The sequence below is a fragment of the Neisseriaceae bacterium genome (assembly GCA_016864895.1).
In the GTDB taxonomy this organism is placed as follows: domain Bacteria; phylum Pseudomonadota; class Gammaproteobacteria; order Burkholderiales; family Neisseriaceae; genus QFNR01.
Genome location: CP046107.1, coordinates 380,355 through 403,256, shown reverse-complemented (window position 1 = coordinate 403,256; position 22,902 = coordinate 380,355). Strand labels below are relative to the sequence as shown.

Sequence of the window (22,902 nt, the reverse complement as noted above, 5' to 3'; positions counted from 1 at the left end):
AGTTAGGGGTTATTGCTATGTTAATAAATATTAAAAACAGTGAATTAGAGGCTTATGAGGCCTATCCTCTAAGCTTTGAAACTCATGAGGGCTTATCTATCTGTTCTAATTATCGTCTCTCATTTCAGAGTCCTAATCCTAGTATTGATATAGAAAAGCTATTGGGTAAATTGGTTGAAGTCAGTATAGAAAAACCAGATAAGAGTGGATATAGGTATTTCTATGCCTATATTGTAGGAGGTATAGATACTGGTCAGTTAGGTCGGTGTTATACCTATGATTTAGAGTTAAGCCCTTGGTTATGGTTCTTAACTCAAAATAGAAATAGTAAAATTTATCAAAATGTTGATGTTATCGAGATTATAAAAGATGTATTTTCGAGATATAGCTCATCTGATTATAAAATTAATGTTCAGTCTCAGTATCCTAAACTTAATTATTGTGTTCAGTTTAACGAAAGTGATTTTAACTTTATTACTCGATTATTAGAATTTGAGGGGATATGGTACTATTTTGAGCATAAGAACGGCAAGAATACATTAGTGATTACCGATAAACAAGAGTTTCCAGTGCTAGAAGATGGTTACTCAAAGATAGATTTTGTACCAGATGGCGAAGAGCATAGAGGTATTAGAGAAGCTATTCAAAAAATTAATAGGGTTAATAAACTTAGACCGAATCAGATTGTTTTAAGAGATTTTGACTATTTAGAACCCAAAAAGGATTTACAAATTAATGTTAAGAATCAAAAAAACCTACCAATACAGGGAACACCTTTAGAGTGGTACAACTATTCTCAAAATTATTTAAGTCAGGATAGGGGTAGCTCGCTAGCTAAGATCAGATTAGAGGAAATGACAGCTCATACCAATATGCTTAGTGGAGAAAGTAGTGCACTTGGTATGGTGTCTGGACACTCTTTTACTCTGAAACAGCACCCAGATACTAAGAGAAATACGAAATATAAGGTAATTAAGGCTAATTATGTCTTCTTGCAAGATGGCCCTGATAGTACTAATAGTAAGGGACAAAATATTCGTTGTAATTTTGAGGTGTTGGAAGAAAATATATCTTATAGACCGATACAAGGATCTAGTAAGCCAGAAGTAGCAGGTATTCAAAGTGCAACAGTAGTCGGCCCCGTTAAATCGGAAATTCACACAGATAAATATGGCAGAATACGTGTTCATTTCCACTGGGATAGATATAAGAAAGCAGAAGAGGATAGCTCATGCTGGATCAGAGTGCTACAAGCTTGGGGAGGTAAAGGCTGGGGTGTTGTAGCAATGCCAAGGGTAGGACAAGAGGTTTTAGTATCTTACATAGATGGTGATATTGACAGACCATTAGTGATAGGGGTTGTTTATAATGGAGATAATCCTCCTCCTTATGAGTTACCTAAACATATCAATTATAGTGGTATGGTTTCTCGCTCTCTTAAATTTGGTGTTCCATCTCATGCCAATTTATTTACGTTGGATGATAAACGTGGTAACGAACGAATTATGAGTCATGCAGAGAGAGATTTCCAAGGTATAACTGAAAGAAATGATGCTCGGTTTGTAGGGCAGGATCTTTATGAAGTAGTTAAAAGAGTGACTACAAAAGTTTTAACATCACATTTTAATTTTACTGATTATGCCTTTTCAGCAACTGGTGTTTCTAATAGCTTCACTGGAATTAGTACCGGTAGCACTGGATTAAGTATTTCATCTGTTGGAAAAAGTGTGTCTTTTGCTGGTGATTCAACATCGTTGACTGGTAATTCAACATCATTTACCGGTAATTCAACATCATTTACCGGTAATTCAACATCATTTACCGGTAATTCAACATCATTCACTGGTAAAAGCACTAGTATAACTGGGAAAAGTGATTCATTTGTTGGTGATTCTTCTAGTGTTGTGGGCGCAAGTCAAAGTTTTACCGGAAGTGCACAAAGTACAACTGGATGTTCTGTTAGTGTTATAGGATCATCTACCAGTACCGTAGATAGTTCAATGAGTACAGTAGGGTGTTCTGTCAGTGTGACAAAAAGTTCGGTCAGTAAAGTAGGATGTTCTTTTAGTGTTACGGGAAGTTCTGTTAGTACTACAGGAAGTTCTGTTAGCACCACAGGAAGTTCTGTTAGCACCACAGGAAGTTCTGTTAGTAAAGTAGGAAGTTCGGTTAGTGTTACAGGAAGTTCTATTAGTAAGACATGTATGTCAAAGAGCAAAGTGGGAGTTAGTATTAGTTTTGTAGGAGTATCGATACATAAGACTGGCGTTGATATTAAGTTATAATTTATTCGTATCGAGAAATGTATGAAAATAGTAAAGCCACAACAATTAGTTTTTCTTAAGAATGCATACCAATTAGAGAAAAACTGTTATTTAGGTATTAGTGCTATTGCTGGTTGCTATCTTGATAAAACGAACCATTTTATCACAGAGCCTGAGGTGTGGGATGTTTGGGATAAATCGCCTAAGTCTGTCCCATTTTTAGACGTACCCGTTGTTAAGCAGTTTGCTGAATATGTATTAGTTGGACATGCTTCTATAGGGAAAGAGGTTTCGTTTTTTGATGCGGAAGTGAATGTTGGTAAACTAAAAAAGCAGTGGAGAATTTTTGGCGAAGGATCCTATATTCGGAGAAAGAAATTTTATGGGATGTCGATGGATCATGTCAATGTCTGGGGTGGTGTTGATAATCAATATAATCCGTTGGGAAAAGGAAATACCATCATTGATAATGCCCCTAATGTTGTTTTGAGAAAAGAAGACAGGTTGTTTGAAAGAGAAAGTCTTGCCTCTCCTTCGCCGATTCCATTTAATTTCAATCAAAGGAAAAAATATATTGATAAAATTGCTCCAACTATGGCATCTTCAGAATATTTGGATAAAGTTTATCCTGGCTATCCCAAAGGATTTGATCTACGTTATTTTCAAATCGCCTCTCCAGATCAGTGGTTAGATAGTGTGGCATGGCCAAGTGGATCTAGTTTTTTATTGAGGGGGTTTGCGCAAACTGAAGATACAATTAAAGGTAACTTCCCGAAAGTATCGGCAAGAGCTTTTGGTTCGAACGATAACAAGATAGTTGATGAAATTCCATTGTTATTACAAACAATATGGTTAGTGCCTAATTTTAATGTGGCTTTGCTTGTTTTTACAGGAGAGATTCAAATTGGAGAATTAACTGAAGAGCCTTACGATGTCTTGCTTTTAGCCTTAGATAATGATGGTAATCCTAGAGATAGAGCATATTATTTTAAAGTTCTGAAAAAGAGATTGAGTAAAGAATCAAAGTTAGATTCATTACTAGATTTAGATTTAATGCCTGAAGATCACAAAATTAATGTTATTCATTCTATGGAAAATCATCCTAGTTCTATTAGGTACACGCCTGGCCCCATGAATGACAAGGAAGTGGATCAATATTTTGAAGAGATAGAGAAAGCTATTAAGTTTTCAAAAATGTCCGAATCGAATCAAGATATAAAAAATCTTGGTAAAGCACAGAAAAATGAAATAAATTTTAATGATGTATTTTCATTATCTAATGAATATAAATTTCAAGATAAAGATTATGGGAAATTTTATTCTTATAGTACAACTATTGTTAAAAAAGAGTTTAGTAATTGTCAATTTAAGGATATAGATTTTTCAAGGTATGAATTTATAAATTGTGTATTTCAAAGATGTAATTTTTACGATTGTATATTTGATGGAAATATTTTTAATAAGTCTAATTTAGAGGATTCTAAATTTGTTGATTGTACTATGAAAAATTTGAAAATTTCAGATACACAACTTACCTCTTTGCAATTCTCTGCTACTGAATTTGAGAAGGTTGTGTGTAACAATTGTCAACTTTCAGAATCTAAGATAGAAAATTGTTATTTGTATGATGTAAGGTTTTTGTTTGTCCAGATCAATGGGGTTAGCTGGATAAAAAGTAAAATAGATTGTTTAATATTTAGTGATAGTTTGATAATTGCATGTACTTTTAAAAATACCCATTTAATTTCAGTTGATGTTAACAAATCAAGGATGGAGAAAAACTCAATTGTTTATTCTTCATTGAAGAGTTGCTCCTTTGATAAAAGCGGTATTTTTAGTTTTGTAGTGGGACTTGAAAGTGGATTAGAAAATTGCACTTTTAGAGATTGTTGGCTAGAGAAAATAGGTATGGGTAATACTATTGTAAAAGGTAGCTTTTTTGAATACTGTAATATTAAAGAAATAAATGGGAGTTATTCTGATTTTAGCAGTACCAAGTTTACCAATTGTGATGTTATGACTGCAATTTTCAAAGATGCTACTCTGGTTAAGACTGAGTGGAAGGAATGTGGTTTGCAACAAAGTATATTTTACAATTCAAACTTGGTGGGAGCAGTTTTTCTTGAATGTAATTTAATAGGCTCTAATTTAGCATTGATTGATCAGAACGAAAACACAACTTTTAAAGGGTGTCTCTTGGATAAAGTGTTATGGATTCCTAAGAGAAATTAATATTGGATACACTTTTGGTGGAACTTTACGTATATGAATGATCTTGTAATTCCTAAAATTAAAAAAAATAGAGTATTGTCTAATTTATCTAGGGGCAATTTTTATTTGAGTAATACACATTTCTCTAATTATAGATTTAAGAATATAAAAATATACAATTCATTATGTGAGTGCATTAAGTTTGAAAAATGTACTTTTGAAAATGTGGAGTTTGTAGATTGTGAGTTAAATGAAGTTAGTTTTATTGACTGTACTTTTGATCATATCAATTTTCTAAATTTAGTAGTTATGGAGATTGATTTTAATGAATCTAGGATCAATAATGTTTTTGGAAAAAGGGGTTTCTTTGAGGAATCTCAATTAAATAAAGTTGAACTTAATAATTTAAACATTGAGGAATCTAGTTTATTTAATACCTCTCTTGTTAATAGTTTATTACAAAAAAGTAATTTTTTTCAAAATGATATTAAACATTCCAGTATAGTGGAATCTAAATTATTGAGGCTCAGGTATGAAAATAATTCTTTTAAGACTAGAATTGTCGCCAATTCTGAATGCAACCAGAATAGTTTCTCTTCAGGAGAAGCTGAAGACTTTGTATCTTTTGATTGTAAATTAAACGAGTTTATTTTAGAAGGATTAAATATTAATCGTATTAGTTTTCATCGGTCAGATATTAACAATTTACGATTGTATAAACTGAACTTAAATTGTGCCAATTTTGTTGAAGCAAAAATAGATAATAGTAAGCATGAATATGTTGTTTTGAATAATTCTCAATTAACAGATGCCCAGATATATCATTCTACTTATTACCATTGTGTTTTCAATATTGCCTCTTTCAATCGAGCTGTGGTGAAAAATACTGATTTTTCTAAGAGTGAATTTTATCAAACAGATTATAGAGGAGCATCTTTGACTTCTAGTAGTCTTGCTAAGACGAAACAGAGCAATATAAAGACTCATGGTACAAAACTTGATTTTACTGATCGTACTCTTGCTTCAAATGACCCATTATTAGGTACTATAGAGAAATGGTATTACAAACATAATGTGGGGCCGAGAGATAAAAATTTGGAGTTTCCTGTCTTTCCTTCAGGAGTTAGTCGTTATGGAATATAAATCTAAAGTGATAAATGAGCCTGTTCATAAGTCAGTACATTATGAATCTGAAGTGATGGCAGTGGGTCAAACTGTTATTAGTTATGTTGACCTTGATGTAGAGAATAAGTTTTTTCTGAATGATTATCCCGAGTATCCTGTTGAAATTGCGACTAGTTGCTTAGTTTCTCCTAGTAAAGGAGATAAAGTTAGTGCTATCTTTGATGGTCAGGTCATGTTTATAGTTTTTATTTTAGAGAGGTCAGAAGGAGATAAAGTAGTTACACTTGATTTTAAGAAATATGACTTGAAACTTACAGCATCTAATGTCGAAATGTTAGTGGATAACAGAGTTATTTTTGATACACATGAGTACATTATGAGAGCGGAAAAAACAGAATTTTATTCCAGTTTATCAAAATATGTATATAATGAAATGTATACAGTAGCTTATAATTCTTATAAGGAAGTTAAGAATTCTGAGGAAATAAAGTCTAAAAACTTCTTCATAAAAGTTTCTCAGACTTATACATTGAGGAATAAGGTGGGGTTTATCCAATCAGACGCGCTTCTTAAAATAGATGGCGGTCAAGTTCATATGGGGTAATGATTATGACAGCAGCTAATAATAATGGTGGTGGAGTAGCATTCGTTGGAGTTGAGCCTATGGCTCCTGGCCCAGGTTCAAATGAATCACTTAATGTTTCGGGTGTTCCTAATGTTGCTAATTATTTTTTAATGGGAGCAAACCAGCAAAATATGGCAACTATCAGAACCAATACAGTTTCTAATGGCAGTGTTATTGGTGTGGTATCAGGAACCAATTCAGCTCAACAGCAACCAGTTAATGGTTCTGGTGTGTATATCTTACAAGGTATGCCAAAAACAAGATTAGGGGATATGGGCACCCATAATAATAATAATTCAATGGGTAATCAGATGGTTCCCAGTCAAACAAAGTATTACATAATGTCCTAAAAAAAAATTAAGGGGGTTAGTGTATATGGTTGGAAGATATTGGCAAGTATTATTGGTTGTATTATTGTTGTCTTCTTGCACGCAATTATCTGATATGACGAGTAAATTTTTTTCTAATGAAAAAAATATTAAGATTAATGTTTCTTTAGAATCTGATGGTACGATCAACCCTGGATATAATAATCAAAGTGCACAGCCAGTTAAAGTCTGTTTTTTTATTGTGAAATCTAAGTATTGGTCTCCGGATGGTGTGTATGATGGTATTCCTTGTACGGATAGGGCAGAGGGGAATGAGGTAATTGATTCTAGGGAATTGATGGTTTCGCCTAATCAAAGTTATCAGCTAGATTTTGATATTGTCTATAATCGAAGAGATGATGCTCCTTTGTGGTTAGTCGCTGGGGCAAATTTTCAGCAAGTTAATGATTTTAAGCCAATTGATAGGCTTAAGATAGTTAAAAAGCTTAAGAAGGTAGCAGTTCCAGTAAAAATTACTAGAAATGAAATATTAGTTGGTAAATTAGAAAGGGATAACAGAAGTAGAAATAAAGACAAAAAAGAAAAAAATAATGTTGTTGTATTCTAGTTATTTTTAGAAAGTATATCTATAACCTATTAATTAAAAAAGGATTTTTCTATGAAAAGGATTGCTGTATCATTATTTTTATGTGTTTTGGTGTTTAGTGCGTCATTCAGTGTGGCAGAAAACTCTTACGTATTTAATTATAATGGCCCAACCGGAAATCCTGTCATTGACACTCCTTATAATTTCATAAAGGATGTTGCATGGACTGTTCTGAAGTTTGCTTTTTTGCCTGTTGAAATAGCTACTCAATTTATGGTTAATTCGATATAAAGCAACTTTGATGGAGCATGCAATTATGAAGAAATTTGTTAGTTTATCAATATTTTTATTTTTTTTCTTGAATCCATATTGTTCTCAGGCAGCTGCTGGGATAAATACAGAAAATTTGGCAAATGGATCTACTAATTTAACTGTTGATATTATGAATACTATATTTGAAATGCTATTTTATCCATTTCAAGCAGTTATAAATGTGATTATTGGATGATTTATTTACTTATTTTTTAGTAATTATTGATCTGTAAAAAAAGGGGGGAAGGGTAAGTGCTTCCAAAGCAAAAAGTATTGTGGGTTGAAGGTATGATGATGGAGCCCCAACATTTTCAGGAACAAGATCGCTATTTTGAGAATTTGATTAATAAAAAGGATAGTATTTTTGCTCCTTATCCGTGGGGGTTTTTACAGTTAGAGATTGATCGCGCCCTGTTGGAACAGAATAAATTAGCAATTCAAAAAGCTAAAGGGGTATTTCCTGATGGGACTCCATTTGATATGCCTGGTCATGATCCGTTGCCCTGTCCGATTGATTTGAAAAAAGAGCACCAGGGTGAGGTTGTTTGTTTGGTTTTGTCTCTTGATATTCTGGGCAATTCTTATATTGATATGGATACTGAGCAAAATGGTAACTCTAGGTATGTTGTTATAGAAAATGAGGTAGTAGACAGAAACCATGGGATGGCTCAAGATGGAACTCCTCAAAGTACACACATACAGATGGCGACTTTAAATGCTAGACTGATGCTGCAAAAAATGATCACAGGATCTGAGACAGTATTACCCATATGTAGAGTTAGAGAATTTTCACAAGATGGGCATAGCATATTTTTGGATGAGAACTTTTTACCACCCTTGCTTGATTTTAGAGCTATAGGCTGGTTGAGGAGCTCAATTGAGGAAATTATTGGTATTATATCCTCTAGACTTTCTTATATAGGAGAGGATTATTTTGATCAATCCATAGGAAACTTGTCTGAGTTATTAGAGTTATTGTTGTTACAGATTTTTAATGAATACAAGTTAAAGTTAAATCATTTAATTTCCCTCCCTCTGGTTCATCCAGAAAGAATATTCTTTATATTATTGGAAATGCTAGGAAAAATTTCTTTTGTGCCGGGTGCTGAAAAGTTTCGTGGCATAGGGGATATTGTGTATGAGCATGAATCTTTGCATGTTTCATTTTTTAATTTATTTAGATCTTTACGTGGTGCTTTATCCTTAATAATAGAGTCTCCTTCTGTTGGTTTACAATTTGTGGATACTGGTGATGGAATCTATATTCATCAGAACGATCCTCAATTGAGAGTGGAGAAAATTATTTTTGCTGTTAGTGCGAATATGCCATCAGATAAATTGAAGTTAATTTTCCCAGCTCAAACAAAGATAGGACCAGCGGATTTAATTTCTAATCTTATTGAATTACAGTTACCTGGAATTCGTATGATTCCTTTAGTTACACCACCTCGTTATGTGCCATATTATCCCAGTAGTGTGTATTTTGAATTGGATAATCAGGATGATTTGTATCGGAAGACTTTATCTTCTGTATCTATCGCAGTGAGTATCGTGGGTGATTTTCCTTCTTTAAGGTTTGATGTTTGGGGAATAAGAGAAAGAAGAGTTAAATGAAATTTATAGAAAATCAAATAAGTTCAGCTATATCTGATATACGTTCGAGAGTCCGGGGAAAAGTTTCCCCTGAAAGAGCGGCATTAGATGCAATGAGTAAAATTGATGCCACTCATAGTAAAAAGATTCAGGCGTCTAAAGATATGGATAATAATTCGGGTGATGAGATTGATACATCAAGTAGTGATTCTCGTCAACTAGCTGGGTCAAATGAGTATGATATCGATCCTTCTCTTTCGGTTCAATATAAAGGATCTCATATGACACGTGATTCAGGCAGCCATAGTCATGATGAATCAATACATAATGATAGATATCAAACAGGTGCAGGACACGGGGTGATAAAAAGGGTTATTACAAAATCAGCATGGGATAATGATCTTATTAAAGCAGCAGTTCCATCCTTATTAACAATACTTCCAATTATTTCTAATAAGGTAGATATTGATGATGGAGACATAATGTCTTTAAATCTACAACTTACTAAGCACATAGAAGATTTTAGAACTACCCTGTTATCTTCCCAATATTTATCTGAGGATGTTGATAATATGGGTGCTATGCTTTGTACTTTCTTGGACGAAAAATTGGCAGAACATGGAATTGTGTTTGATAAAAGTTTATTAGTTCATTTTTATAAGGATGCATGGGGTGGAGAGAAGTGTTTTGAACATCTTGATAATTATCTAGAAAAACCGAATAAGAATAAAAAAATACTAGAATTTTATGACTTATTTCTGTCGCTAGGTTTTTTAGGTAAATACGGAATTATAGATCAGGGTCCAATCATTTTAAATAATTTGAAAAGTGAAATAAAGGGACTTTTATTTACAAAACCAACAATAGATTTAACTCACTTATTAGATTATGAAATTTTAAAAAGAAGAAATTCTTTAATTACTCCTTTAAAACTATTGATTGGAACCATATTAACCTTTGTTATGTTATATCTTTTGATTTCTTTTTATCTACATAGTCTATCTAGAGATTTACGTAACGAAATTAATGCGTGGGAACCGCCAGTTTTGGCAACTATAAGAACAACACCACCTCCTGAGTTAGCTTCAATTCTTAAAGAAGGATGGCTTCAGATTAGAGAACATCCTTTGGGTTGGTTATTGATTTTTACCTCAGATGGAGCTTTTAATGTAGGTTCTGCTGAATTAACAGAAGAATTTAAAGAGAAAAAGAATTTAGAAAGGTTAGGTAATGCCTTAGCCAACTATCCTGGAGATTTAGTTGTTATTGGTCATACTGATAATACTCGGTATAAGAAGGGTACAGGCTCTAATTTGCAACTTTCTATAGACAGAGCCAGAACTGTCGAAAGAGAACTCAGAAATGGTACAAGCATAAATAATTATAATCAAAGAAAAATTTCTTCAGAAGGGAAGGGTGATTCTGAACCTATATTTAATAATGATACTAAAGAGGGTAGAGCAAAAAATAGAAGAGTTGATATTTTGTGGAAAATTGGAAGAAAAGAAAAGGATGAGTTTTTGGAGATTCTGGATAACGGTGATAAAGATATCATTAAGGATCAAGTCGGTTACTAATTTTTAACTATTTGCTAAGGAAAATCAGTGGTCTTATTTCGTCGAACAATAATTATCATATTTGCGTTTATTTTGTGTGCTGTTATATGGTACATAGGTCCCATAGTAGCTGTGGGTAAGTATCATCCATTTGCAGCTGTTTGGATTAGAGTTTTTCTTATAGCTGTTATATTATTTACGGTATTTTGGCCAATAACGGTGATGATAATATCTTTTTTACTCAGGTATTTTCTCAAGCCTTTTAAGCAAAAGCCTAAACAAAAAAAGGAATTAGATATTGTCACATCTCGATTCCAAGATACTATACTCACGTTAAAAGTTTCTTCCTTAACTGATAAAAAAAGTAAACTTCAGACAATAGCTGATTTTATTACTAAACCATATCTTGAAGATCGACCTTGGTTTTTGATGATTGGAGCACCTTCGGTCGGTAAAACTTCTTCATTGAGTAACAGTGGTGAAAACTTTTTACATTCTGAACATTATGGACTTGAACCTACATCTAATATTGGCCCTACAGATGTTTATAATTCTTGGATATCAGATAGAGCGGTATACTTTGATACAAATCCGGAGTGGATTAAATTAGATGGCCAGAGAGAGGAGAGTGTGAATCATATTAAAACTTTCTTCAAACTTGTTAAGAAATATCGTGATTCGGGTCTGGATGGTATTTTATTGGTAATTGATTCTGAATGGTTGAGAAAAGTATCTGTGAATGAATTAAAATCATATGCTGATACTTTGCGAGCTAGGTTGTTAGAAATTACTAAAATACTTGCTCAAGATTTACCAGTATCTCTTTTGATTACCAAGATTGACTTACTTCCTGGTGCGAAAGAGTTCATGTATATGTTTAATGATGAGATCATAGACAATGGATTTGGGTTAAGTGCACCACCGATAAGGATTGATGGTAGAGATACAGACTATTTTGATATTTTTTCTACTAGATATGATGAATGGATTGTTAAACTAACTGACTATTTGTTAGAAGTACTACATGAGTCTCTTGATAATCAAACAAGAAGTCAATTATTTGATTTTGTTGAATCAATATCATCATTGAAAAAAACTATTTTGAGTTTAGTGGAACAGATTTTCCCTAGTCATCCAACTGGTTATTCGGGTTATTTGCATGATATTTGGTTTGGTTCTGCTATTTCACTTCAAATAGGTAATGATGAGTATGATACTAAATATCTTGGTAAACTTTATTATCCGGCTCTAACTAGGCAAGTTGAATCCCGTGGTATTTTAGATAACCTCACAGCGACAAAGAAAGTTAAGTTTAATAGAAGGAAAGCTTTTAAATATGCTGGTATTGGTTTATTGGCGATCGTGGGGATGTTTATTTTGGTAATGAAGTATTCAAAAGAAGTTGATTATATTTCTTATGTTGCAGCTAAATTTAAGCATACAAAAAATATCATCAAAGAGGTTCCTCTCAGTAGTAAAGCTGGTGATGAGCTTGTGTATGCTTATGAACAACTAGGTTATATTAATTCTCAATTGAATGGTAGCCAGGAAGGTCATTTTAATTTTCAAGATGATAAAATTAATCCTTATATAGAACATACTTTTATTAATGAAACACTTGAGCGAGCTTATCATAACCATTTGTTAAAGTTTTTCTGGCCAGCAGTTACAAACTATATTACTGATCAGTTAGCAAAAAATATTAAAACTAACTCTCAAGAGGTATATGATACCCTTAGGATGTATCAAATGCTTGTTAAGCCTGAGCGTAGAAATTCAGAAGATTTAATTAATTGGTTTATGTCTCAATGGGATAGTTTTGCACCAAGTGGTTATACTGGGAAGGATAAAAAGATATTTTCTTTCCATTTGAAGAGTTTATTTGATGATAAATTCCCGGATGATTCTCCAGTATTTAACCCTAATAATTCTTTAGTCAATATTGCAATGCAAAAGGCTAGGAATACACCAACAACTTTAAGAGTGATTAAAAAATTGAAGGACATGTCTTTACCTCCAAATATTAGGGATATCAGTTTATCCATAGCTGCTGGTAATAATGCTTCCTTAATGTTGCAACATAAGGATGGTAGATCTGTCGTTGATATGAGTATTCCAGCTTTTTATACGCGGGGAGCTTATCATGATTTATTTTTAGAGAATATAGATAAAACGATACAATCTGTTATTGAAGAATTATCTTGGGTTTTAAATGATGATTTAGCCAGAACATCACCTAAATTGAGTACCATTGGCTACAAACAAAAATTGAAAGAAGATGTTATTCAATATTATTTGATTGAATTTACTGATCAGTGGAATAAATTTATTAATAATATCACAGTAAGACCAGTTAAGAATTTAGAAGATGCTGCCTTTTTGTCAAAACAGTTGGCTGATCCTAGTTCTCCCATAGTGAATTTCATTAGATTTGTAAGTAGAGAATTAAATCTAACTGGAACAGAGGATGGTTATGCTGGTGATTGGTTTAAGAGGACAGTTTCTGGATTGCAACAAAATAGAAAAAAAATTATAGGGGAGATTTCTGGTGAACGAACACAGTATAGGTTATCCCCAGAGAAATTAGTCGAAGATCAGTTTAGATCATTACTAGATATAGGAAATAAAATAGTCAGAGTAGATGATCTTAATGGAAATCCTGTGAGTAAACTATTTGAAGATGTTTACAATTTAATTTACCCACTTTCATTAGTTGTTAAAAATGATCCGACAGCACCACATCAGGAAGAATCAGTATTTGGACAAATCAAAGGGCGAGCTTTAACTTTGCCGGATCCTTTGAAGTCTATTCTACTGGATTTAGTAGATGGCTCTCAAAGTCATGCAATTCAAGAAATTAAGACAACGATTAATAATAAGGTGACGGGTGTTTTCTCTGAAATATGTCATGGCACTATTATGTCAAAGTATCCTTTTAATAAAAACTCTCAAAATGATATATCTGTTTCTGATTTTAATAGGATATTTGCACCATCAGGCGAACTGGAACATTTTTTTAAAGAGAATAATATTGAGGAGTTAATTCAACAACAGACCTATGGAAATAGCCAGACAAATTATATAGATCCTAAAATAGCAAGAGCTTATAATAATTTTTTGAAGATCAAGAATTCATTTTTTATAGGTGGGAATGAGCTTAAAATGACATTTGATGTTAAACCAGTGGCACTGTCATCAAATGTATTTCAAGCTGATTTAGACATTGATGGTCAGAAAATAAGATACAGCCATGGTTATCCTACTACAACTAGAGTTGTTTGGCCTGGGCCTAATAATGGAAACTTGATTAAATTGACATTACAAACTAATGATGGTGCCATAAAGATTGTGAATTTTTCTGGTCCTTGGGCTTTATTTAGGTTTTATGATAAATCTAAAGTTATTAAGTCAGGTGTTGGCTACAGAGTGATATCGTATGTTTTAGATGGGAAATATTCTATTAATTTAGAAATTAGATCAGATATGTCAAATTTTCCAATTTGGGATAATGCGATCCAGCGTTTTTCTTGTCCTCATTAGAGGTTGTATGCTATGTTGATAATTTTTAGGAGTGTTTAATTATGTTTAATCCTCAAGATCTACTTAAATCTGTTAATTCATCGAATAAAGAAGCATATGCTTCTCATAGTAAGGTTAGTTCAAATTATGTTTCTAGTTTATCATCAATTAATTTTAAAAGTGATTCAATTCAAAATAGTACTGCAGACTATTTTAGAAAGGCTCATTCTAAAATGTTTATTGATAATTTAGCTATTTTTTCAAAGAAATAGGGTTTTTTTCTGTGATTCTAGATAATGAAAGGAGCGAGTTATGACTGATGTAAGTAATATTGATTATAAGAAAATTACTAGTTTGATAGGCGAAGTTGACAAATTAACAAAAGAATCTCATAAAGGGCTATCAAAATCTTTGATTGATTCTATACCTGAAATGGTTTTATCGTCAGATGACGTTACTTCACTTATTGGTGAGCAAATAACATCTGTACAAAAAGCTGCTTTAAATTCTATTAATGCGATATTTGAAAATGTACTTGAGCATAAAAATGCAGTTCAAAAAATGCAAGCTAATGAAAAACCTAGTGATTTTGTTTCTGATCCTGTCCCTGATTTGAGAGAGAAAATATCAACAGGCTTCCCTAAAGAAGACGTTGCTTTTTTCAAAGAAGTTATCCCGACAGTCAAATTTTAGTACAGAAAATAAGATATAAGGAGGTAATTATGGAAGATATTAATCAGTTAGATCAAAAAATTAATCAAAATATAAACCAAAATGAAGAAGAGCACAGGAAGAATGCAGAAAAGTTTACTTCAGATGTCAATAAACAGGTCAATGAAGACTTAGAAAATCAGATGAAAAACTTATATGATCATTTACCAAAGGATTATTTGAAAAAGGTTAAGGTTCAGGAGGACATTATAAAGAAAAAAGGAGAGGATATTAAGCAAATGGGAGAGGCGCAAATGAATAGAATAAAATCCAATGTTGAGAAAATAATAGATAATTCTTCTCAAAATAAATAACAGCTAATTTGGTTAGTTATGAAAATGTGGCTATATCTGGTGGGTTAAAACTAGATCTGGTTAGTTGGGTGGGTTTTCTTTGAGAATTCTTACAGTTTAGGAAAGGTATGAATATGAAAAAAATAGTCTTATACATTTTATTGATGGTATTCATGTGTTCATGTGCTTCATCGTCACCAGTAGTTTCTAGATCTCCATGTGCTTGTGACTTTGAATATATTAATCAGTATGATCTAAGTATGGTTTTTTGATACGCTCGATAGTCAAATTTTATAAATATGGATTGATAGGAAAGAAAAATGTACAAAAAGATGTATAAATTTTGGATAAGTACTGTGTTGCTATTGGTTTTTCAGTCTTTTGCACATTCTGATGATAGGATAGTGACAGTTGACTATTACCCTAATCAAATAGTTGAGGTCTATACAAGTGCAGGTTATGCTACAACTATAGAATTTGGGGCTGAAAATATTAATGCCGTAGCAGTAGGAGACACCTCTAATTGGCAAGCTAGCCCATTTAAAAATAAACTGTTTATAAAACCAACAGAAAATAATATATCCAAAGAACTTAAATCAACGAATATGACTGTTGTAACAGACAAAAGGGATTACTATTTTCAAGTTTATCTCAATAGTAAAAAGAAGCCGACTTTTATTCTAAAGTTTAATTATCCACCAAGAAACAAAAATACTTCAGAATCTAATAAAAAAAATATGAGTATCAGTAGTAAACCACCGGTGGTTGTTACTAAATTAGGAACTGAAAGTAATAAGTCATTTGTACGTGATAGAAAACCAACTGTACAGACGAGAAATACTCCTAGCTATTTGATGTTGAAAGCAGAAAAAAAAGTTAGCTCTAATTCTTCTTATAAGATGAGTGTTAATTCTCAAATATTAATTGATGCTGTTTATGATAATGGAGCTGACACATTTTTTGTTTTTGGGAAGGATCAAGTTGTACCTGATATTTATTATGTGAATGAAAGAGGAGAAGAAACTTTATTGATCTCTAGAAGCTTAAGTACAAAAAATCACATAATTTCTGTTAATAAGGTTGCTCAGAGATTTACTCTTAGAGAGGGGGAAAAGGTAACGTGTATTTTAAATGATAAGCTCCTTCATCCTGAGTTATACCTAAAAAAATAGAAGTTTATTCTTAAAAATAAGTAAAATAATAGCTTATTAAATATATTTAATTTTCTCACTGAGATAATTTAGTGAATATTCCCCACAAGTTCTAGTTTTTCACTTTACTTAATTACTTTGGTTTAAATTATTACTAATAAAATTTTCAATTTTAATCAAAGTTTCAATTTTAGTTTTTAGGATGTATGATGAACCTACACTTATAGGTAACTGTGTTACTAATTATGGTACAATTTGGTTAATTAGTATTTATTCTAAAAATAATAGGTAAATTTATGCACAAAGAAAGTTTTGCGGATAACCATTTTATTAGAACAATTATTGAAGAAGATTTGGTAAGCAATAAACATCAAAAAATTATCACACGTTTTCCACCTGAGCCTAATGGTTATTTGCATATAGGGCATGCTAAGAGTCTTTGTTTAAACTTTGGTATGGCTTTTATATATGAGGGGATATGCCATTTACGCTTTGATGATACAAATCCAGAAAAAGAATCTGAGGTATATGTATATTCGATCCAGGAAGATATCTGTTGGTTAGGTTTCCATTGGGATGGAGAACCAAGATATGCTTCTAATTATTTTGAGAAGTTGTATGAATATGCAGAAATTTTAATTCAAAAGGGGTTAGCCTACGTGGACGATTTGTCTATAGAGGAGATACGAGATTATCGGGGGACGCTAAAGGAATCTGGAAGAGAAAGTCCTTATAGATCTAGAGACTTAAAAGAGAATCTTGATCTGTTTAGACGCATGCGTCAGGGTGAGTTCGAGGATGGTACGCGAACCCTTCGTTTAAAGATAGATATGTCTTCTAGTAATATTAATATGCGTGATCCAATTATTTATCGTATTAGAAGGGCAAGACATCATCGCACCGGAGATAAATGGTGTATTTATCCAATGTATGATTATACTCATTGCCTTTCTGATGCACTAGAAGAAATCACTCATTCATTGTGTACTTTGGAATTTGAAGATCATAGGCCTTTGTATGATTGGATTTTAGAAAAATTAGATATTGAGCCAAAACCCCGTCAATATGAATTTTCTCGTTTGGAATTATTATATACTGTTACGTCTAAGCGCAAATTAAATCGTTTAGTAATTGAGAATTATGTATCAGATTGGGATGATCCAAGAATGCCAACGATTGCCGGTATGAGAAGACGTGGTTATACGCCTGAAGGTATTCAGTTATTTTGTAAAAGAATTGGAATTTCCAAAAGCGAAAATATGGTAGATTTGAGTATTTTAGAGGGAGCGATACGAGATGATTTAGAAAAAACTGCACCTCGTATGATGGCAGTACTGAATCCCATTAAAATTGATTTGATTAATTATGATGAATTTCTGACACAATCCAGAGACGTACCTTACCACCCTCAGATGCCTGAAATGGGTCAAAGAGAGGTAAAAATCAGTAGAATCATTTATATAGAACGAGATGATTTTACTTTAGAACCACCTCCTAAATGGCAGCGTCTAACGTTGGGCGGAGAGGTTAGATTGCGTTATAGTTATGTGATTAAATGTGAAGAGGTGATTCAGGATGATATGGGTCATGTAGTGGAATTAAGATGTCGTGTTGACTACAATACTTTGGGAAAAAAACCAGAGGGTAGGAAAGTAAAAGGAGTTATTCACTGGATATCAGAAGATTTGTCTAGTCCAATAGAAGTTCGGTTGTATGACCGATTATTTACTGTAGCACGTCCTGATATGGTTAAAGATGAAAATGGAAATGAAATTGATTTTTGTGAATTTATTAATCCAGATTCAGTCAGGACTATTCAGGCAAGAGCAGAAAAAATAGTCAATGAATTACCTAAAGAGTCAAGATGGCAGTTTGAAAGACTTGGATATTTTGTCACTGATCGTTACGATCATACAGAAGAGAAACCTGTGTTTAATCGTACGGTGACATTAAAGGATACTTGGTCAAAATAATAACCAATAAGACAAAACAAACAAGATAAGCATTGTAAACCCAAAATACTAAAACATAGATGAAGACTAATTATGGAATTATTAATTGTTATGACCAGCATTGATAATGAAAAAAAAGCCAATAAATTAGCGAAAAGAATGGTTAGGGATAAATTAGCATGTTGTGTAAGTATATCCTCTCCTGTGTGTTCACATTATGTATGGCAAGATAAGATGGAGCAGCAATGTGAATATTTAATGCTTATTAAAACTATTCCTGATAATTTAGATATCCTAAAAGCTTTTTTACAAGATAATCACCCTTATAAAATACCAGAGATTATTAGTTTTAGAGCAGAAGACTGTAATCGTGCATACTTAGATTGGGCGATGAAACAAATAAGCGTTGTTTCTTAAAAGTCCATTGAATGGTATTAAACAATCAAGGTTTGTTGTTCATTATTGTTTCGAAGTTGAACTTCGCCTAGAGTGAAGACCGTTTCACCTGAATTTTTCAATGTCTTTACAGCTTCTTTTTCGTCTTCTTTGTTGACTATAACGATCATACCGATACCACAATTGAAAGTACGATACAACTCCTGTGTTCGAATATTGCCTGCATCTTGTAGCCAAGTAAATAATTTTGGCATTTGCCAAGTATCTCGATGTAATACTACTTTGGTGTGTTTGGGTAGAATTCTAGGAATATTTTCCAATAAGCCGCCACCAGTAATATGGGCTATTCCTTTAATGGGAACTTGTTTCATAGTATTCAAAATAGAGTCAACATAGATTTTGGTGGGCTCTAATATAACTTCCTTTAAAGATTTTCCATTATCAAAAGAAGTATTTATATTTGGATCCTCTTGTTCAAGAATTTTACGTATTAGAGAATAACCATTGGAATGAGCACCACTGGATGCTAAACCTAAAACCAGATCAGATTCTTCAATATTGTGACCATTAATGATAAGATCTTTCTCTACGATTCCAACAGAGAAGCCTGCCAGATCGTATTCTCCCCCAGCATACATACCAGGCATTTCTGCGGTTTCCCCTCCGATTAAAGCACAATTAGAAATTTCGCATCCTTTAGCGATGCCTTTGATAACCTTAGTAGCTTGATCTACATTAAGTTGTCCACATGCAAAATAGTCTAAAAAAAATAGAGGTTCTGCACCTTGTACCAGAATATCGTTAACACTCATTGCAACTAAATCTATACCGATGGACTCATGACTATTCCATTGAAAAGCCAGTTTTAGTTTTGTTCCTACACCATCAGTTCCTGAAACTAAAACTGGATTTTTATAGTTTTGGCCAATTTCAAAAAGTGCGCCAAAACCACCTAATCCAGTTAGCACTTCTGGGCGCATTGTTTTTTTTGCAAAAGGTTTAATATTTTCGATTAAGCGATTGCCTGCTTCTATATCAACACCTGCACTTTTATAATCTAGTGGTTTATTCATGGATTAGGTTCTTTCATTGATTCAAGGTTAAGAAATTAGCTTCAATTATACTGAAAATTTAGTATAAATAAAGTGATTTGTCCAAATAAGAAGAGCCTGATAAATATCACCAGGCTCTTTTTACTTTAAATAATGATTTATTTTTTTTCGACAGGCTTGACGCTAACAGTTTTGCGATTAAGAGTACCTTTAACGGTAAATTCTACCTGACCATTAACTTTTGCAAATAGAGTATGGTCTTTCCCCATACCTACATTTTCACCTGCGTGAAATTTTGTTCCACGTTGGCGTACGATAATAGAACCAGCGGGAATAAGTTGACCACCAAAAACTTTTACGCCTAAACGTTTTGCTTCTGAATCACGGCCGTTTCTAGAACTACCGCCTGCTTTTTTAGATGCCATAAAATACTCCTTATTGGTTAATTGTATCGATACGAATTTCAGTAAAATTTTGGCGATGGCCTTGTCTTTTTTGATAATGTTTACGACGACGCATTTTGAAAATACGGATCTTTTCATGACGACCATGGCCTAATACTGTTGCTTTTATAGTGACATCTTTCAGAAAAGGGGTGCCTACCTTTATTGCATCACCATCAGCTGTCATCAATACCTTATCAAGTATGATTTGGCTGTCAAGTTCTGCAGATATCTGTTCTATTTTTAATTTTTCGCCTGGTGTAACTTTGTATTGTTTCCCACCGGTTTTTATGACTGCATACATAGACTCAACTCCAAAAAATATTTTAAAAAATTGAACTTTATAAATTGATAATACAATAGAAAAATTCACTCGTATTGTAAAGGATTTGTTATAATTAGGCAATTTGTATTTTGAATAATTTATTTATCAGTCTTATAATTTCATGTAATTTTTCTTCAGATAATATTGCTTAGAAGTAAGTGAACCAGTTATGGTATGGGCGTATTTCTAAAGCTTGGTAAAGTCAATCAAGTAAGGTGAAGCATTGGTGGTCAAAAACACAATTAGGGTATCGACTACAAGTTATAAAATCCAGAGAGTTAGAGAAATTTGGGATTTATATTGCACAATAATTGGATTATGAGCATTAAATCAGCTATTTTTAGGGCAAACACTTTTAGATTAGATGAGAAAAGCTATCTGATAGGGCGTTAGAGATTCATCAAGTACTCAAATGAAGTGGATAATTCTTTCTTAAAGGAAATTTAAAGCTAATAAAACAAAAGCTATTCAACAAGTTTTTATTATTTAAGGATACAACAAATTTAGTTATGTTTAATATTTTTTTATATTCTTGGTATATCATCTTCGATTGAGTTTAAATTATCTTAAAACGGTAAAATTTTGATAATCATACATGTATTTTTTCATTTTAGATTATAATGGCTTGGTTATAGTCGATTAATTTATTTCTCATTTAGTGAGGTTATTCATTATGAATTTAGAAAGAAATGATATCAAGAAGTTGGCTAGGTTAGCTCGCTTATATTTGACGGAACATGAAGAAGAGGTTATTCAAGATGAGTTAAATCATGTTTTTGATTTGATCCAGGAGATGCGAGCGATTGATGAAACTATTGATATGCAAAAAGTTATGATTTTTAATCATCACCATACCCATCAACTGTTAAGGGAAGATGAAGTAACAGAACATAATCAACGAGAATTATTTCAATCATTAGCACCTGAAGTCAAACATGGATTTTATACAGTATCGAAAGTAATTGAGTAATACCAGTTGTCAATTTAGAGAGAATTATGAAAAACAAAACAATTAAAGAGTTAAGTCAATTATTAACCAATAGAGAAATTTCAGCACAAGAATTGGCACAATATTTTTTAAAAGAGATAGAAAAAAATGACCAATATAATGCCATTATCTATACCGATGTAGAAAAAACTTTAGACCAAGCTAAAAAGGCTGACGAATTAATTTCTTCTGGTCAAAAAAGTATGTTAACAGGGATTCCTATTGTTTATAAAGACTTATTCTGTCATCTGGGATGGAGAACAACTTGTGCTTCAAAAATTTTAAACAATTTTGTCGCACCTTATACAGCAACTGTGGTGCAAAGGTTGGATGATGTAGGGATGGTGCCAATTGGTCGTGCCAATATGGATGAGTTTGCAATGGGTTCTACAACAGAATCCTCTTATTGGAAACCTACTTTAAATCCTTGGAATGTGCAAAGAGTACCCGGTGGTTCTTCAGGCGGCTCAGCTGCAGCAGTTGCTGCCCGATTAACACCTGTTTCTTTGGGTAGTGATACAGGAGGTTCGATTCGACAACCTTCTGCTTACTGTGGAGTAACAGGGATTAAACCAACTTATGGTTTGGTTTCTCGATTTGGTATGGTTGCTTATGCTTCTAGTCTTGATCAGGCAGGGCCAATAGCAAAGACTGTGGAAGATTGTGCTTTACTTTTGAACCAAATGATTGCTTTTGATAAAAGGGACTCTACTAGTGTAATACACGAAAAAGAGGATTATACAAGAAATCTAAATCAACCTGTTAAGGGGATGAAAATAGCTATTCCTAGAGAATTTTTCCAAGAGGGGTTGGATAGGGAAGTAGCTTCTTCAACACTAGAAGTAGTTGAGCTGTTAAAATCTTTAGGTGCTAAAATTATAGATATTTCTTTACCAAAGACAAAATTTACTATACCTGTTTACTATGTATTGGCTTCAGCAGAAGCAAGTTCGAATTTACAGCGATATGATGGTGTAAGATATGGCTATCGAACGGATCATTATGAGAATTTAGAGGAAATGTACAGCAAAACTCGTGCGGAGGGGTTTGGTTCTGAAGTTAAGAGAAGAATCATGATAGGTACTTATGTACTATCACATGGTTATTATGATGACTATTATGTGAAAGCTCAAAAAATAAGACACTTAATTGTGGAAGATTTACAAGAAATATTTAGAACTTGTGATGCTATTCTTGCACCCGTTACACCATCAATTGCTCCTAAAATAGGTGAATTGATGAACGATCCAGTCAAAATGTATTTATCAGATATATATACTTTGTTTTTAAATTTAGCAGGATTACCAGGGATGAGTTTGCCAGCACCATATACTAAGGATACCATGCCAGTAGGTGTGCAATTAATTGGCAATTATTTTGATGAAGCAAAGATTTTAAATATTGGGTATCAGATTCAACAGAATTCAGACTGGCATTTAAAATCACCGGTCAGATAAAAAATGAAGTTTAT

22 protein-coding genes are annotated in these 22,902 nt (G+C 32.8%); 19 read left to right on the top strand and 3 right to left on the bottom strand.

The genetic code is table 11. The features are described 5' to 3' along the window. Positions 1-17: 17 nt before the first annotated feature. The 17 genes from vgrG to GKC53_01635 all read left to right on the top strand — a co-directional run bounded on the left by vgrG (position 18) and on the right by GKC53_01635 (position 18,644). Complete coding sequence (gene vgrG / locus GKC53_01715) at positions 18-2,285, top strand: type VI secretion system tip protein VgrG (GenBank protein QRN40875.1); 2,268 nt, start codon at positions 18-20, stop codon at positions 2,283-2,285. A 21-nt stretch (positions 2,286-2,306) separates the two neighbouring features. Beyond that, positions 2,307-4,496 carry a DUF2169 domain-containing protein gene (locus tag GKC53_01710; GenBank protein QRN40874.1) on the top strand — a complete coding sequence of 730 codons (2,190 nt, stop codon included), beginning with the start codon at positions 2,307-2,309 and terminating at the stop codon, positions 4,494-4,496. Between the two features lie 33 nt (positions 4,497-4,529). Next, entirely contained in the window at positions 4,530-5,618 is a 1,089-nt protein-coding gene (locus GKC53_01705) for a hypothetical protein (GenBank protein QRN40873.1), read from the top strand. Next, complete coding sequence (locus tag GKC53_01700) at positions 5,548-6,204, top strand: DUF3540 domain-containing protein (protein ID QRN40872.1); 657 nt, start codon at positions 5,548-5,550, stop codon at positions 6,202-6,204. Before GKC53_01705 ends, GKC53_01700 begins: the two co-directional genes overlap by 71 nt. A gap of 5 nt (positions 6,205-6,209) precedes the next feature. After that, positions 6,210-6,575, top strand: coding sequence for a DUF4150 domain-containing protein (locus GKC53_01695; protein ID QRN40871.1), 366 nt, complete (start codon positions 6,210-6,212; stop codon positions 6,573-6,575). A gap of 25 nt (positions 6,576-6,600) precedes the next feature. Further along, positions 6,601-7,161 carry a hypothetical protein gene (locus GKC53_01690; protein ID QRN40870.1) on the top strand — a complete coding sequence of 187 codons (561 nt, stop codon included), beginning with the start codon at positions 6,601-6,603 and terminating at the stop codon, positions 7,159-7,161. 51 nt (positions 7,162-7,212) lie between these two features. After that, entirely contained in the window at positions 7,213-7,431 is a 219-nt protein-coding gene (locus tag GKC53_01685; GenBank protein ID QRN40869.1) for a hypothetical protein, read from the top strand. A 25-nt stretch (positions 7,432-7,456) separates the two neighbouring features. Beyond that, a complete protein-coding gene (locus GKC53_01680) occupies positions 7,457-7,648 on the top strand; it encodes a hypothetical protein (protein QRN40868.1) in 192 nt (63 codons plus the stop codon). A gap of 56 nt (positions 7,649-7,704) precedes the next feature. Next, complete coding sequence (tssK, locus tag GKC53_01675) at positions 7,705-9,066, top strand: type VI secretion system baseplate subunit TssK (protein QRN40867.1); 1,362 nt, start codon at positions 7,705-7,707, stop codon at positions 9,064-9,066. After that, a complete protein-coding gene (locus GKC53_01670; GenBank protein ID QRN40866.1) occupies positions 9,063-10,622 on the top strand; it encodes an OmpA family protein in 1,560 nt (519 codons plus the stop codon). The genes tssK and GKC53_01670 overlap by 4 nt, the downstream gene beginning before the upstream one ends. 27 nt (positions 10,623-10,649) lie before the next feature. Continuing rightward, on the top strand, positions 10,650-14,141 hold the full coding sequence (gene tssM / locus GKC53_01665; protein ID QRN40865.1) for a type VI secretion system membrane subunit TssM: 3,492 nt from the start codon (positions 10,650-10,652) through the stop codon (positions 14,139-14,141). A 41-nt stretch (positions 14,142-14,182) separates the two neighbouring features. Next, on the top strand, positions 14,183-14,392 hold the full coding sequence (locus GKC53_01660; protein ID QRN40864.1) for a hypothetical protein: 210 nt from the start codon (positions 14,183-14,185) through the stop codon (positions 14,390-14,392). Positions 14,393-14,432: 40 nt separating this feature from the next. After that, on the top strand, positions 14,433-14,813 hold the full coding sequence (locus tag GKC53_01655; protein ID QRN40863.1) for a hypothetical protein: 381 nt from the start codon (positions 14,433-14,435) through the stop codon (positions 14,811-14,813). A gap of 29 nt (positions 14,814-14,842) precedes the next feature. After that, the gene (locus GKC53_01650; protein QRN40862.1) at positions 14,843-15,145 is read left to right on the top strand and encodes a hypothetical protein; all 303 of its coding nucleotides are present in this window, start codon (positions 14,843-14,845) and stop codon (positions 15,143-15,145) included. A gap of 299 nt (positions 15,146-15,444) precedes the next feature. Beyond that, positions 15,445-16,296 carry a hypothetical protein gene (locus GKC53_01645; protein QRN40861.1) on the top strand — a complete coding sequence of 284 codons (852 nt, stop codon included), beginning with the start codon at positions 15,445-15,447 and terminating at the stop codon, positions 16,294-16,296. Positions 16,297-16,571: 275 nt separating this feature from the next. Beyond that, a complete protein-coding gene (locus tag GKC53_01640) occupies positions 16,572-18,248 on the top strand; it encodes a glutamine--tRNA ligase/YqeY domain fusion protein (protein ID QRN40860.1) in 1,677 nt (558 codons plus the stop codon). A gap of 72 nt (positions 18,249-18,320) precedes the next feature. Next, positions 18,321-18,644, top strand: a complete 324-nt coding sequence (locus tag GKC53_01635; protein QRN40859.1) for a divalent cation tolerance protein CutA — start codon at positions 18,321-18,323, stop codon at positions 18,642-18,644. Between the two features lie 17 nt (positions 18,645-18,661). Here the strand turns inward: GKC53_01635 and purM are convergent, their stop codons facing one another. The 3 genes from purM to rplU form a co-directional block, all read right to left on the bottom strand. After that, complete coding sequence (gene purM / locus GKC53_01630) at positions 18,662-19,696, bottom strand: phosphoribosylformylglycinamidine cyclo-ligase (GenBank protein ID QRN40858.1); 1,035 nt, start codon at positions 19,694-19,696, stop codon at positions 18,662-18,664. 137 nt (positions 19,697-19,833) lie between these two features. After that, entirely contained in the window at positions 19,834-20,100 is a 267-nt protein-coding gene (gene rpmA / locus GKC53_01625) for a 50S ribosomal protein L27 (GenBank protein QRN40857.1), read from the bottom strand. Positions 20,101-20,110: 10 nt separating this feature from the next. Further along, a complete protein-coding gene (gene rplU, locus GKC53_01620) occupies positions 20,111-20,422 on the bottom strand; it encodes a 50S ribosomal protein L21 (protein ID QRN40856.1) in 312 nt (103 codons plus the stop codon). A gap of 694 nt (positions 20,423-21,116) precedes the next feature. Between rplU and gatC the strand changes: the two genes are divergently transcribed. Further along, entirely contained in the window at positions 21,117-21,413 is a 297-nt protein-coding gene (gatC, locus tag GKC53_01615) for an Asp-tRNA(Asn)/Glu-tRNA(Gln) amidotransferase subunit GatC (GenBank protein QRN40855.1), read from the top strand. Positions 21,414-21,439: 26 nt separating this feature from the next. After that, on the top strand, positions 21,440-22,888 hold the full coding sequence (gene gatA, locus GKC53_01610; protein QRN40854.1) for an Asp-tRNA(Asn)/Glu-tRNA(Gln) amidotransferase subunit GatA: 1,449 nt from the start codon (positions 21,440-21,442) through the stop codon (positions 22,886-22,888). Positions 22,889-22,902 lie beyond the last annotated feature (14 nt).